Raw genomic sequence first — 12,865 nt, 5'->3', positions numbered from 1 at the left:
GCCGGCTTGCTGCCGCAGGTCAGATTAGCGGTCCGGTCCGAGCTCCGACGCGGCGGCCACCCGGGGAAACCGCGGTGCCGTCCTCGATCATCTCTGCGAGTGTGGGCATTTTGCCGGAGCGGATCCGAGGAGCGGTGTGATGGAGACCTTGCGGGACATTCTCGACGCGGCGGCACGCGGGGTGTTCCCGCCCGCGGACGGCGGCACGACGGTCGTCCCGCAGGCCTGCCACCGGGACGCGGGCGTGCTGTCCTTCACGGCGCACTCGGTGGTCTTCACCGACGAGGACCCCGACTGGGTCCGTGCCACGCTGCGCGGCCTGGACTGCGACGCGCTGGCCGCGACCATGAACCCGCGGTTCCTGACCGCCTTCCTGGACCGGACCGGGCGCAGGTCCGAGACCATCGACGCCCTGCTGGTCGGCGACCCGCTGCCGGGCGAACCGCCGCTCGCGCTGCGGGAGATCGAGGACGCGCGGCACCCGCGCATCACGTACGCCCGCAGACGGCGCGACGGCATTCGCGCCTGGACGACCGAGGGCGGGGTGCTGGTGACCGGACGCGGTGTCGGCGGCCGCCTGGAGGTGTCGGTCGAGGTGGACGAGGACGCACGGCACCGGGGTCTGGGGCGGGCGCTGGTGACCGCGGCCAGGCATCTGGTCAGGGAGCCGGTGTGGGCCCAGGTCTCGCCGGGGAACGCCCGCAGCATGCGGGCGTTCCAGGCGGCCGGCTACCGTCCGGTGGGGGCGGAGGCGGTGCTGCTCGCCACCACCCCGCGGGGCGACGGCGGTTCAGCGGAAGATGCCGGTGTGACCGAGTGAGTAGCGTCCCGGCTGGGGGTAGACCGCGAGCCCGTGCGGTCCGCTGCCGACCTTGACGCGGGCGAGCTGGGCGCCGGTGCGGGTGTCGATGGCGTAGACCTCGGAGTTGTAGCGGCCGGACAGCCACAGGACCTTGCCGTCGGCCGAGACGCCGCCCATGTCGGGGCTGCCGCCCTGGGGGAGGTGCCACTTCCTGGTGACCCTGTTCCGGGCGAAGTCGAAGACGGACACGGTCCCTTCGCCGCGGTTGGAGACGTACATCTCGCGGGAGTCCCGGCTGACGTAGAGGCCGTGGGTGCCCTTGCCGGTGGGCAGCAGGGTCGGCCTGCCGAAGGTGTCGCCGTCCAGGACCCACATCCCGTCGGCCATCATGTCCGCGACGTAGAAGCGCTTTCCGTCGGGCGAGACCTTGACGTCCTGGGGCATGGCCCCGCGGAAGGGGAGCTTCTGCTGTCCGATCACCTCCATCTTCTCGGTGTCGACCTTCAGCAGCTCCCCGCTGAACTCGCAGGACACGATGAAGTACCGGCCGTCCAGGGAGAAGTCGGCGTGGTTGACGCCGTAGCAGCTGACCGGAACCGTCTTCCGCACTTCCATGGTGTGCGGGTCGCGGAAGACGAGTTCACGGTCGAGGGAGGCCATCACGACGGCGTATCTGCCGTTCGGAGTGAAGTAGAGGTTGTACGGGTCGTGCACCTCGACGGGTTTGCCCGCCTTCCCGGTGCTCGGGTCGATGGGCGTGAGGGTGTGGCCGCGGTTGTTGTTGACCCACAGGGTCTTCATGTCCCAGGAGGGCACGACGTGCTGGGGCTGGCGCCCGACCCGGATCGTGTCGATGACCTGGTACGTCCTCGGGTCGATGACGGAGACCGTGTCGGACTCGGTGTTGGGCACGTAGACGCGCGACGGGAAGTCCTTGACGGCCGGCGCCAGTGCGTTGGGGCGGTCGGCCGCGTACACGTCCTGGGGGTCGAGGACGGGCGGCATCCCGGGCAGCCCCTGGACCTGCTGCTTCACCGGTTCCGCCGGTTTCACCGGGGCCGGGACGGCCGCCTCGGTGCCGCGGTGCGCGGTGGCGGACGGGTCGTGGTGCTCCGTGCCGCAGGCGGCGAGGGCGACGAGCGCGGCGCCCGCGATCAGGGCGTGTCGGACGAGGGTGCGGTGCATCAGCTGAACAGCTCCGTGGTGGTCACGGCGGCCAGGCCGCGGCGGTCGAGTTCTTCCAGTACGGCGGGCAGGGCCGCGACCGTGTCGGCGTAGCCGAAGTGCAGGCTGACCACGGATCCGGCGCGGGCCTCACCGAGCACCGTGCGGACGACGGCGGCGGCGCCGGGCGAGGTGAAGTCGAGGGAGTCGACGTCGTACGACAGGACGTGCGGGTAGCCGTTCTCGCGGGCGAGGCGCTCGACGAGCGGGGAGGCCCGGGGTGCCCTGGAGGGCCGGAACCAGGTCCCGATCGACCCGGTGAGCCGCCGCAGCCGCTGGGCGCAGCCGGCGATCTCCTGCCGGGCGTCGGCCTCGGACATCGTGTTGATGTCGAGGTGGCGCAGGGTGTGGTTGCCGAGTTCGTGGCCGCCGTCGAGGATGCGGCGGGCCATGCCGGGGTGCTCGTCGAGCCAGGTCCCGACGGCGAACACGGTGACGCGCGCGCCGTGCCGTTCGGCTTCGGTGAGCAGGGCCCGTGCGGTGGCGGGGTCGCCGGAGCCGTGGAAGGTGAGGGCGAGGCGGGGCCGGTCGCGGGGGCCGTGGGCCGGCTGGGCGGGGAGGGGATCGGGACGGGAGCTGGCGGTGGCGGGCTCGGGGTGGGCGAGTGCCCCGGTGGTGCCGCATCCGGCGGTCAGCGCGAGACCGGCGGTGGCGAGCAGCACGGCCCGACGATCGGTCGTGGTCACCCGTCCCATTTAAGGGGTTTTGTCGGCTCTTACCGGTCAGCCACCCGCATCTCGAACCAAGTCGTCTTCCCGCGGGGCAGCAGATCGACGCCCCAGCGGTCCGACAGCTTGTCCACGAGGAACAGTCCCCGCCCGCTGACATCCATCTCCTGCACCGGCATCAGACAGGGCAGTCCGCGCGACGGGTCACGGACCTCTATCCGGATCCAGCCCCGCCGGCGCCGCATCCGCAGACCGAACACCCGGGCCCCGGTGTGCCGCACCGCGTTGCCGACCAGTTCGGACACGAGTAAGACGGCGTCCTCAGTCATCTTCGGAGTGAGCCCCCAGTGCCGCAGGACGATCACCTGGGTCAGGCGGCGCGCGGCCGCCGCGGACTCCGGCCGGGACGGCAGCGGGACTTCGGCCTCCGTCGGGTCTCCGAACAGTTCGAGCGCTTTCCGTGCGTGCTCGTCCTCGACCGCCGGAGACCAGCGCGCCGCCGTCGCACGGCCGTCTCCCCGCGGCTGTTCGAAACCCTCCAGCCCCGCCATGCCCCCATCATGGCCGCCCGAAGCGCCCTCCGGGGCCGTTCCTGACGAATACGCCCCCCGGAACGCGTCGTTCCGTAGAAGTCGATCGGCATATGCCGACGGCACTTCGGCGCCCTCGACAGCCCTTCTGACCTGCGGTACAGGCTCACTGGGAGGCAATCGACGGACTCCCTCGACAAGGCAGACTTAAGGTTGCGTTAAGGCTCCCATAAACCGCCCCATCGAGGGACCCGGATCAGACACCGCGTCAATTGCAAGTGGTTCAGAGGAATTTCGCCTTGCCGGGGCCTTCCTCGACGAAACTCTTCATGCCCCGCTCGCGGTCCTCCGTGGCGAACAGACCTGCGAACCAGTTCCGTTCCACCGCGAGGCCCGTCTCGATGTCGGTCTCCAGACCCGTGTCGATCGACTCCTTCGCGGCGCGCAGCGCGATCGCCGGTCCCTGCGCGAGCTTCGCCGCCCACGCGTGCGCCTCGGTGTAGACCTCGCCGGCCGGCACGACCCGGTCCACGAGACCGAGCGTCAGCGCCTCGTCGGCCTTGACCATACGGCCCGTGAAGATCAGGTCCTTCGCCCTGGACGGGCCGACCAGCCGGGCCAGGCGCTGGGTGCCGCCCGCGCCCGGGATCAGTCCGAGCAGGATCTCCGGCTGCCCCAGCTTGGCGTTCTCCGCGGCGATGCGGAAGTCCGCGCACAGCGCGAGCTCGCAGCCGCCGCCCAGGGCGTACCCGGTGACGGCCGCGACGACCGGCTTGGGGATGCGGGCCACCGCCGAGAACGAGTCCTGGAGGGCACGGGCGCGCAGGACCATCGCGGTGTGGTCCATGGCCTGCATCTCCTTGATGTCCGCGCCGGCCGCGAACACCTTCTCCCCGCCGTACACGATCACCGCGCGCACGTCCTCGCGCCGGGTCGCCTCCTCGGCGAGCTCCTTCAGCCGGTCCTGGGTGGCCACGTCCAGCGCGTTCATGGGCGGCCGGTCGAGACGGATGGTGCCGACGCCTTCGGCGACTTCGAGATTCACGGTCATGCCAGCAGGTTAACGGGGACTAACGGCAGCGGCCCCGGTGCGGTACCTCACACCGGGGCCGCTGATCAGCGCAGTGTCACGCCTTCCACTTCTCCCACGACATGTTCCAGCCGTTGAGGCCGTTCTCCGGGGCGACCGTGGCGTCGTCGGAGTTCTTCACGACGACCACGTCGCCGATCAGCGAGTGGTTGAAGAACCAGGCGGCCGGTACCCCGCTGTCGTAACCGCCCTTGACGTCACGCAGGCCCACGCAGCCGTGGCTGGCGTTGTAGTTGCCGAAGGCGTCGCCGCCCCAGTAGTTGCCGTGGATGAAGGTGCCCGAGTCGGTGAGGCGGGCGGCGTGCGGGACGTCCTTGATGTCGTACTCGCCGCCGTAGCCGACGGTCTCGCCGTTCATCCGGGTCACCGTGAGCTTCTCGCTGATGACCATCTGGCCGTTCCAGGTGTCGTAACCGGGCTTGCCGGTGGTCACCTTGAGGGTCTTGACGGTCCTGCCGTCCTGGGTGATCTTCATCGTGAGCTTCTTCGCGTCCACGACGGAGACCTGGTTGCGGCCGATGGTGAAGGAGACGGTCTTGTCCTGCTTGCCGTAGACGCCGTCGCGGCCCTCGACCCCGTTCAGGTTGAGGTCGACGGTGACCTTGGTGCCTTCCTTCCAGTACTTCTCGGGACGGAAGTCGAGGCGGTCGTTGCCGAACCAGTGGCCCTGGACGTCGACGGCCGGCGTGGTCTTGACCGTGATGGCCTTCTCGACGGCCTCGGGGCTGGTGATGCCCCGGGTGAAGCGGATGGAGAACGGCATTCCGACGCCGACGGTCGAGCCGTCCTCGGGCGTGAAGGTGCCGATGAAGGTGTTCTTCGGGGTCAAGGTGGTGAAGCGGGAGTCCTCGGCGGCGGTACGGCCCTCGGCGTCCTTGGCGACGGCGTGCACGGTGTAGGCGGTGCCGGAGGCGAGGTGGGTGGACGGCGTCCAGGAGGCGCCGTCCGCGGCTATCTTCCCGGCTATCGCGGTGCCCTTGGCGTCCTTGACCTGCACCTCGGTCAACTTGCCCTTCGTGGCGCCGACCTTGAGCACACCGCTGGTGTCGACGGACCTGGCCCCGTCCTTCGGGCTGATGGAGACGACCGCCTCGGACTGCTTGGTCTCGGTGGCGGACGAGTCGCCCTTGTCCGCCTTGGCGTCACCGGAACCGGAACCTCCCCCGCCGCATGCGGTGACGGCCAGCAGCAGCACGCCCAGTATCAGCGCCAGCAGTCCCTTGGCCCCGCGCCCCCGCGCGTCAACCGACGCCCCCGGTATCGGTCGCACGTTCACGTCGTTCTCCCCTCGAAGGGCCTGGTCAGGCCCGCTCCCCCGCGCGTTTCCGCACACGTCGGCGAATATTAACCGCAGACTTTTGAGCATCGTGCAAGTCCAAGGTCACCATTTCGTCCCAACTTCAACTTCAACGAAGAGGGGCCAAGCCGCCTTCGAGCCCGGTCACTTCACCGCGCTGCCCGCCTTCCACTCCTTCCATCCCATGTTCCAGCCTCCGAGCCCGTTGTCGGGAGCGACCTTCTTGTCGTCGCTGTGGACGACCTCGACGACGTCCCCGACGAGACTCCGGTCGAAGAACCAGCCCGCGGGCGTGTCCGAGCTGCCGCCCTTGACGTCCCTGAGCCCCACGCAGCCGTGGCTGACATTGACCCTGCCGGGGGCGGTGGGCGCCCAGTAGTTGCCGTGCAGGAAGGTGCCGGAGTCCGTCAGCCGCAGGGCGTGCGGGACGTCCGGGATGTCGTACTCGCCGCCGAAGCCGACCGTGCGGCTGTTCATGCGGGTCACCTCGAGCATCTCGGTGACGACCATCTTGCCGTTGTACGTGGTCGTCCTGGGAGCGCCGGCGGTGATCGGCACGGTGGCGAGAAGTTCGCCGTCCCGTCGCACCTGCATGGTGTGCGCGGCCGCGTCGACGAGGGAGACCTGGCTGCGGCCGACGGTGAAGGAGAAGGTCCGGTACTGGAGGCCGTAGACGCCGGGCGCGCCTTCCACGTCGCGGAGCCGGAGGGCGACCGTCACCCGGGTGCCGGGGGCCCAGTAGCGCTCGGGGCGGAAGTCGAGGCGGCCCTTGCCGAACCAGTGCGGGCGGATCTCGACGGGCGGCTTCGAGGTGACGTGCACGGCCCGTTCGACGGCGGCGCGGTCCTCGATCTCCCGGTTGAACTCCAGGGAGACGATCATCCCGGTGCCGACGGTGGAGCGGTTCTCCGGGCTGACGTACCCGACGAAGCGCTCCTCGGGGACGTAGGTGGTGAAGGTGGTGTGCCGGGCCGAGCGGCGGCCGTGGGCGTCGAGCGCGACCGCGTCGACGGTGTACTCGGCGGCCAGCGCGAGCTGTGCCTCGTCGGGTTCCCAGCGCAGCCCGTCGTCGGAGATGTGCCCGGGCACCGGGAAGTCCTGCGCGTCCTGGGACTTGACCACGGTGACCGACTCCAGGCGCCCGCTGGGCACCCTGACCCGCAGTCTCTCCTCGGGCGGCACTCCCCTGGTGCCGTCGTCGGGGGCGACCCGGATGACGTCCTCGGGCGCGGGAGGCTTCCCGAACCCGCCGACACCGCCGATCCCGCCACCCCCGTCCGCCGTGCATCCGGCCGCTCCGGCCAGCAGTCCTGCCCATGTCACTACGGCGGCCAAAGCGGCCCGCGAGCGCCGAGCGCGCCCATGTCCATGTCTCACGCCCACCCAACGACGGTGCCCACCCGGGAGAAACGTGACCTTCGGGCCCCTGAAGGGGCGCGGGCAACCGCACGACAAGCCCCCACGCGCCCGCAGCCGCCCGACGGCGGACCCACCCTCCCCGTACCGCGCTTCGCACACGGAGACGTGAATGCGAGGCAAGCGCTGGGCAGAACAGTGGGGAGGACGACGTGAGGGGGTGCCGCGGCCGGGACGTCGCGCGCTCTTTTCCACCTCGTTCCACGAGCCGTGGGAGGCCGACCGGTGTCCAGCGCAGCCGAGCAGGAGGCGGTGTCGGAAGCCGCCGAGGAGCGCCCCGCCGCGCTGGTGAACGGGGCGCGGCGGGCGGCGGTACCCGCCGTACCGGTGTGGCCCGGTGCACCGACCCCGCTGGGCGCCCGGTTCCGGGTCGGCCCGGACGGGGTCGCGGGGACCAACTTCGCCCTGTGGGCGGGCGGCGCCGAGGCCGTCGACCTGTGTCTGTTCGACGCGGACGGCATGGAGAGCCGGGCCCGGCTCACCGAGCTCACGCACGAGATCTGGCACGGCTTCGTCCCCGGCGTCATGCCCGGCCAGCGCTACGGCTTCAGGGTGCACGGCCGCTGGGACCCGTGGACCGGCGCCCGCTGGAACCCGGCCAAGCTGCTCCTCGACCCGTACGCCCGCGCGGTGGACGGCGACTTCAGCCTGCCGCCCGAGGTGTACGGCCATGTCCGGGACTGGCCCCAGCAGCAGGTCGCGGACACCGTGCGCGACGAACGCGACTCGGCGCCGTACGTCCCGAAGGGCGTGGTCGTCCATGACGACGACGACTGGGCGGAGGACCGCCGGCCGAAGACGCCGTGGGCGGACTCCGTCATCTACGAGATGCACGTCCGCGGGTTCACAGCGCTGCACCCCGGCATCCCCGAGGAACTGCGGGGGACCTACGCCGGTCTCGCCCACCCCGCCGCGATCGAGCACCTCGTCCGGCTGGGCGTCACCGCCGTCGAACTGCTCCCCGTCCACCAGTTCGCCCACGAGGACCATCTGCTGCGCCGCGGCCTGAAGAACTACTGGGGCTACAACTCCATCGGGTACTTCGCGCCGCACGCGGCCTACGCCGCCTCCGGTACGACGGGCCAGCAGGTCGGCGAGTTCAAGCGCATGGTGCGCGCGCTGCACGCCGCCGGGATCGAGGTCATCCTCGACGTGGTCTACAACCACACCGCGGAGGCGGGCGAACTGGGCCCCACGCTGTCCCTCAAGGGCATCGACAACCGGGGGTACTACCGGCTCCAGTCGGACGCCCGGCGGTACGCGGACTACACCGGCTGCGGCAACACCCTGCACGTGGTCCAGCCCCATGTCCTGCGGCTCATCACCGACTCCCTGCGCTACTGGGTGACGGAGATGGGCGTGGACGGCTTCCGCTTCGACCTGGCGGCCGCGCTGGCCCGTTCCATGCACGACGTCGACATGCTGTCCCCGTTCCTCGCGGTCATCGCGCAGGACCCGGTGCTGCGGCGCGTGAAGCTGATCGCCGAGCCGTGGGACGTGGGCTCCGGCGGCTACCAGGTGGGCGCCTTCCCACCCCTGTGGACGGAGTGGAACGACCGCTACCGCAACGCCGTAAGGGACTTCTGGCGCGGGGCGCTGCCGGACGTACGGGACCTGGGCTACCGCCTCTCGGGCTCCAGCGACCTGTACGCGTGGGGCGGGCGGCGGCCGTACGCCTCGGTCAACTTCATCACCGCGCACGACGGTTTCACCCTGCGGGACCTGGTGTCGTACGAGAGGAAGCACAACGAGGCGAACGGCGAGGGCAACCGGGACGGCACGGACGACAACCGGGCGTGGAACTGCGGGGCGGAGGGGGAGACGGACGACGAGCGGGTACGTGCCCTCAGGCGGCGGCAGCTGCGGAACCTGCTCACCACGCTGCTGCTGTCGACGGGAGTGCCGATGCTGGTCGCGGGCGACGAACTGGGCCGCACCCAGCGCGGCAACAACAACGCCTACTGCCAGGACAACGAGATCAGCTGGGTGGACTGGGGGCTCCTCGACGACCCCGGCTGGAAGGCGCTGTTCGACCTCACCGCGCGGCTGATCGACCTGCGCCACCGGCATCCGGTGCTCAGGCGGAGGGCGTTCTTCTCCGGGCGCGCGCACTCGGCGGACGGGATCCGCGACCTCGCCTGGTTCACGGCCCGCGGCACGGAGATGACGGAACGGGACTGGTACGCGCCGGCCGCCACGCTCGGGATGTACCTCTCGGGACGGGACATCCCCGGCCGTGACGAACGCGGCGCCCCGATCGTCGACGACAGCTTCCTCGCCGTCCTGCACGCGGGCGACCGCCCGGCCGCCTTCCTGCTGCCGGGGCCGCCGTGGGCGGAGCGGTACGAGGTGGTCGTCGACACGTCGAGGGAGGAACAGACCGAGGCCCCGCGGGTGGTGCACCGGGCGGGCACGTCGGTCACGGTACCGGCGCGGGCGGTGCTGCTGCTGCGGGTCGCGGGGTGAGATTGCAGTCCCGTGAACAGCGCATGTGATCGCTGGCCAATACACGGACCCGCTGGCCAGACTCGCTGCCATGCCCGAGATATCCCGCCGTGCCTTCGGTGGTCTCGTCGGCGGCGGTGCCATGACCGCCGTCGCCGGTACGACGACCACCGCCGAGGCCGCCGAAGCCGTTGCCGAACGCCCCTTCCAGGCCCGGGGCGAAGGCGGCTCCGGCAAGCGCCCCAACCTCCTCGTCATCCTCGGCGACGACCTCGGCTGGGCCGACCTGTCGTCGTACGGCGCCCCGCACATCAACACGCCGAACCTGGACCGGCTGGCCCGGCAGGGCGTGCGGTTCACGGACGCCTACTCGGGGTCCTCGACCTGCTCGCCGACCCGCTTCAGCCTGTACACCGGCCGGTACCCGGGGCGCACGCCGGGCGGGCTCGCCGAGCCCGTCGCCGACCGGTCGCAGGGCCTCGACCCGAACCACCCGACCCTCGCCTCCCTGCTGAAGAAGGCGGGTTACTCGACCGCCCTGATCGGCAAGTGGCACTGCGGCTGGCTCCCCGACTACAGCCCCACCAGGTCCGGCTGGGACGAGTTCTTCGGCAACCGCGGCGGTGTGCTGGAGTACTTCTCCAAGCTCGGCCAGCTCGGCGACTACGACCTCTACGAGGGCGACGCCACCCACAAGGACCTGCGCTACTACACGGAGGTCCTCACCGAGCGGGCGGTGGAGTACGTGAGCCGTGACCACACCGCGCCCTGGCTGCTGAACCTCAACTTCACCACCCCGCACTGGCCCTGGCTCGCGGAGGGCGACGCGGAGACCGGCGCGGAGATCGCCGCGAGGATCCGCGCGGCGAAGAGCCGGGCGGAGATCTCGGCCGCGCTCAACCACTACGACGGCGGCTCGGTCGCCAAGTACGCCGAGATGGTGGAGAGCCTGGACGCTGCCGTCGGCGAGGTGCTCACCGCCCTGCGCCGCTCGGGCCAGGAGGAGCACACGCTGGTGTACTTCGCCAGCGACAACGGCGGTGAGCGCTGGTCGTACCTGTGGCCGCTCAGCGGCGAGAAGTTCGTCCTCCAGGAGGGCGGCATCCGGGTGCCGACCATCGTGCGCTGGCCGCACCGCATCGACGGCGGCCAGGTCAGCCACGAGCCGAACTTCTCCCCCGACTGGACGGCGACCTTCCTGGAGGTCGCCGGCGCGCGGCCCGATCCGGTCTACCCGCTGGACGGCACCAGCCTGGCCGGGTACCTGCTGCGGGGCCAACGGCTGCCGGAGCGGGACCTGTTCTGGCGGGTGCGGGCCAACCGGGCGCTGCGGCGCGGGAAGTGGAAGTACTACCAGGACGCGGCCGGCAGGGACCATCTCTACGACCTCGCCGCCGACCTGCGCGAGCAGGCTGATCTGGCCGCCGACGAACCGGAGTTGCTCGCCGAGCTGAAGGGCGCGTGGGAGAGGACGGCGGCCGGGCTGCTGCCGTACCCGAGCTAGCCGAGGATCCCGCGTTCGTACGCCGTCGCGACCGCCGCCGCGCGGTCCTTCGCGCCCAGCTTGGCGTACAGGTGGGTGAGATGGGTCTTCACGGTGGCCTCGCTGATGAACAGCTCGCGGGCGATCTCGCGGTTGGAGGTGCCGCGGGCGACCAGGGCGAGGACCTCGCGCTCGCGGGCGGAGAGGGGTTCGTTCGCCGGTGCCCTGGGCGTGCGGACGGCGGAGACCAGGCGGGAGGCCACCGCCGGGGAGAGGACCGCACGGCCCTCGGCGGCCGCCCGGACCGCCGTGAACAGTTCGTCGCGCGGGGCGTCCTTGAGGAGGTAGCCCGTCGCTCCCGCCTCGATGGCGGGCAGCGTGTCGGAGTCCGTGTCGTACGTCGTCAGGACGAGGACCTTCGCGCGGGCCCTCACGCGGGTCAGCTCGCGGATGGCGTCCACCCCGCCCCCGCCAGGCATCCGCAGGTCCATCAGGATGACGTCGGGGTCGAGCGCGGCGGCCCGCTCGACGGCCTCCACGCCGTTGGACGCCTCACCGAGCACGCTGAAGCCGGGCGCGGACTCGAACATGCCGCGCAGACCGTCCCGTACGACGGGATGGTCGTCGACGATCAGCACCGAGATGTCACCGGTCATGGCGGACCAACGGTACGCGAGCCGACAGCGCCGTGCCGTGACCCGGTTCGGACTCGACGGTCAGGGAGCCCGCGATGCGTTCGGCGCGGGCCCGCATGCCGTCGAGGCCGAAGCCGCCCGTGCGGGTGCGGGCGGGCAGGGCGAGCGGGTCGAAACCGCCTCCGTCGTCACGGATGTCGAGGATGACCTCGTCGGTCAGGAAGCTGAGGGTGACGCCGAGGCGGGCGGCGTGCGCGTGCCGGGCGGCGTTGGACAGGGCCTCCTGGGCGATCCTGAGCAGGGTCGCGGACACCTCGTCGTGGAGTTGCTCGGCGGTGCCGGTGACCGTGAACTCCGCGCGTACACCGGTGCGTTCGCCCCAGTCGGTGACCGTCTGCTTCAGGGCCTCGGGGAGCCCCGCGTCGGCCAGCGCGACCGGGGCGAGGTTGTGCACCGAGCGGCGCGCCTCGCCCAGGCTGTGACGGGCGAGGTCCATGGCCCGGTGCACATGCTCGCGGGCCTGGTTCTCGTCGGGCGTGTTCACGACGACCTGGAGCTGGGCGATGATCCCGGTCAGGCCTTGGGCGAGGGTGTCGTGGATCTCGGCGGCGAGCCGCCTGCGCTCGTCGGCCACGCCCGCCTCCCTTGCCTGGACGAGGAGTTGGGCGTGAAGGGCGGCGTTCTCGTCGAGCGCCTGCTGGAGCGCGGTGTTGGTGCGCTCCAGTTCGGCGATGGTCTCGGCCTGGACGCGGGCACGCTCCTGCTCCTGGAGCGCGAACCGGGTGAACACGCTGACCAGGCCCATGTTGAGGCCCAGGACGAGGAAGAAGCCGGTCCACAGGAGCGGCCCGTGCGGCGGCATGCCGCCCACCTCGCTGCCGGCCATGGTGATCGCGGTCAGGAACAGACCGGGCATCACCAGCCGGCGGGGCAGCTCCCGGGCGGCGGTGTAGTAGCCGGTCACGGCGTAGAAGGCGAAGAACGGATTGAGCCAGGTCAGCACGAACCCGAGGCCCCAGCGCAGGAAGTAGAGGCACACACCGGTCCGGCTCGGGCCCGGCCGGCCGCGCCGCACCCTCCCCCACCACACCTGGAGCAGGGCGCCCGCGACGACGAGTACCGCCGAGACGGTCATCGCGGACCGGCCCATGCCGACCGGCCGGGCGGACACGGCCGCCGCCACGACACCGGCGCCCAGCAGCGCGTAGGGGCCCCAGCTGTCGAAGGAGGCCCGGGGCTCCACCGGCGCGGTGTCGGTCATGACCCCAGTGTCCG

11 protein-coding genes are annotated in these 12,865 nt (G+C 71.3%); 3 read left to right on the top strand and 8 right to left on the bottom strand.

What is annotated here, in order from left to right; all coding sequences use genetic code 11:
* Positions 1 to 139: 139 nt before the first annotated feature.
* The gene (locus M2163_RS33235; protein WP_280895800.1) at positions 140 to 820 is read left to right on the top strand and encodes a GNAT family N-acetyltransferase; all 681 of its coding nucleotides are present in this window, start codon (positions 140 to 142) and stop codon (positions 818 to 820) included.
* Here the strand turns inward: M2163_RS33235 and M2163_RS33230 are convergent.
* The 6 genes from M2163_RS33230 to M2163_RS33205 all read right to left on the bottom strand — a co-directional run bounded on the left by M2163_RS33230 (position 791) and on the right by M2163_RS33205 (position 6,988).
* Positions 791 to 1,987 carry a YncE family protein gene (locus M2163_RS33230; RefSeq protein WP_280895799.1) on the bottom strand — a complete coding sequence of 399 codons (1,197 nt, stop codon included), beginning with the start codon at positions 1,985 to 1,987 and terminating at the stop codon, positions 791 to 793. The genes M2163_RS33235 and M2163_RS33230 overlap by 30 nt on opposite strands.
* The gene (locus M2163_RS33225; RefSeq protein ID WP_280895798.1) at positions 1,987 to 2,721 is read right to left on the bottom strand and encodes a polysaccharide deacetylase family protein; all 735 of its coding nucleotides are present in this window, start codon (positions 2,719 to 2,721) and stop codon (positions 1,987 to 1,989) included. Before M2163_RS33225 ends, M2163_RS33230 begins: the two co-directional genes overlap by 1 nt.
* A 20-nt stretch (positions 2,722 to 2,741) precedes the next feature.
* Complete coding sequence (locus M2163_RS33220) at positions 2,742 to 3,245, bottom strand: ATP-binding protein (protein ID WP_280849201.1); 504 nt, start codon at positions 3,243 to 3,245, stop codon at positions 2,742 to 2,744.
* A gap of 262 nt (positions 3,246 to 3,507) precedes the next feature.
* Positions 3,508 to 4,275 carry an enoyl-CoA hydratase-related protein gene (locus M2163_RS33215; protein ID WP_280895797.1) on the bottom strand — a complete coding sequence of 256 codons (768 nt, stop codon included), beginning with the start codon at positions 4,273 to 4,275 and terminating at the stop codon, positions 3,508 to 3,510.
* 76 nt (positions 4,276 to 4,351) lie between these two features.
* A complete protein-coding gene (locus M2163_RS33210; RefSeq protein ID WP_280895796.1) occupies positions 4,352 to 5,590 on the bottom strand; it encodes an Ig-like domain-containing protein in 1,239 nt (412 codons plus the stop codon).
* Between the two features lie 165 nt (positions 5,591 to 5,755).
* The gene (locus tag M2163_RS33205) at positions 5,756 to 6,988 is read right to left on the bottom strand and encodes an Ig-like domain-containing protein (protein ID WP_280854085.1); all 1,233 of its coding nucleotides are present in this window, start codon (positions 6,986 to 6,988) and stop codon (positions 5,756 to 5,758) included.
* Between the two features lie 264 nt (positions 6,989 to 7,252).
* Between M2163_RS33205 and glgX the strand changes: the two genes are divergently transcribed.
* Together glgX and M2163_RS33195 are read left to right on the top strand one after the other, a co-directional pair.
* Positions 7,253 to 9,493 (top strand): glycogen debranching protein GlgX, encoded by a 2,241-nt coding sequence (glgX, locus tag M2163_RS33200; protein WP_280895795.1) that lies wholly within the window; start codon positions 7,253 to 7,255, stop codon positions 9,491 to 9,493.
* 70 nt (positions 9,494 to 9,563) lie between these two features.
* Complete coding sequence (locus M2163_RS33195; RefSeq protein WP_280895794.1) at positions 9,564 to 10,976, top strand: sulfatase-like hydrolase/transferase; 1,413 nt, start codon at positions 9,564 to 9,566, stop codon at positions 10,974 to 10,976.
* On the opposite strand, the gene M2163_RS33190 is transcribed toward M2163_RS33195, so the two are convergent.
* Together M2163_RS33190 and M2163_RS33185 are read right to left on the bottom strand one after the other, a co-directional pair.
* Positions 10,973 to 11,611, bottom strand: coding sequence for a response regulator transcription factor (locus M2163_RS33190; protein WP_280849205.1), 639 nt, complete (start codon positions 11,609 to 11,611; stop codon positions 10,973 to 10,975). The two genes, M2163_RS33195 and M2163_RS33190, sit on opposite strands and share 4 nt — an antisense overlap.
* Entirely contained in the window at positions 11,601 to 12,851 is a 1,251-nt protein-coding gene (locus M2163_RS33185; RefSeq protein WP_280849206.1) for a sensor histidine kinase, read from the bottom strand. Before M2163_RS33185 ends, M2163_RS33190 begins: the two co-directional genes overlap by 11 nt.
* Positions 12,852 to 12,865 lie beyond the last annotated feature (14 nt).

Source organism: Streptomyces sp. SAI-135 (assembly GCF_029893805.1).
Classification (GTDB): Bacteria; Actinomycetota; Actinomycetes; order Streptomycetales; family Streptomycetaceae; genus Streptomyces.
The sequence above is the reverse complement of the archived record's forward strand: the minus strand, read 5'-3'. Positions and strand labels throughout refer to the sequence as shown.

Coding starts and splice junctions, on each gene's coding strand:
- M2163_RS33195 (WP_280895794.1), top strand. CDS start 9,564: ATGCCCGAGATATCCCGCCGTGCCTTCGGTGGTCTCGTCGGCGGCGGT.
- M2163_RS33225 (WP_280895798.1), bottom strand. CDS start 2,721: ATGGGACGGGTGACCACGACCGATCGTCGGGCCGTGCTGCTCGCCACC.
- M2163_RS33190 (WP_280849205.1), bottom strand. CDS start 11,611: ATGACCGGTGACATCTCGGTGCTGATCGTCGACGACCATCCCGTCGTA.
- M2163_RS33185 (WP_280849206.1), bottom strand. CDS start 12,851: ATGACCGACACCGCGCCGGTGGAGCCCCGGGCCTCCTTCGACAGCTGG.
- M2163_RS33235 (WP_280895800.1), top strand. CDS start 140: ATGGAGACCTTGCGGGACATTCTCGACGCGGCGGCACGCGGGGTGTTC.
- M2163_RS33220 (WP_280849201.1), bottom strand. CDS start 3,245: ATGGCGGGGCTGGAGGGTTTCGAACAGCCGCGGGGAGACGGCCGTGCG.
- M2163_RS33215 (WP_280895797.1), bottom strand. CDS start 4,275: ATGACCGTGAATCTCGAAGTCGCCGAAGGCGTCGGCACCATCCGTCTC.
- M2163_RS33230 (WP_280895799.1), bottom strand. CDS start 1,987: ATGCACCGCACCCTCGTCCGACACGCCCTGATCGCGGGCGCCGCGCTC.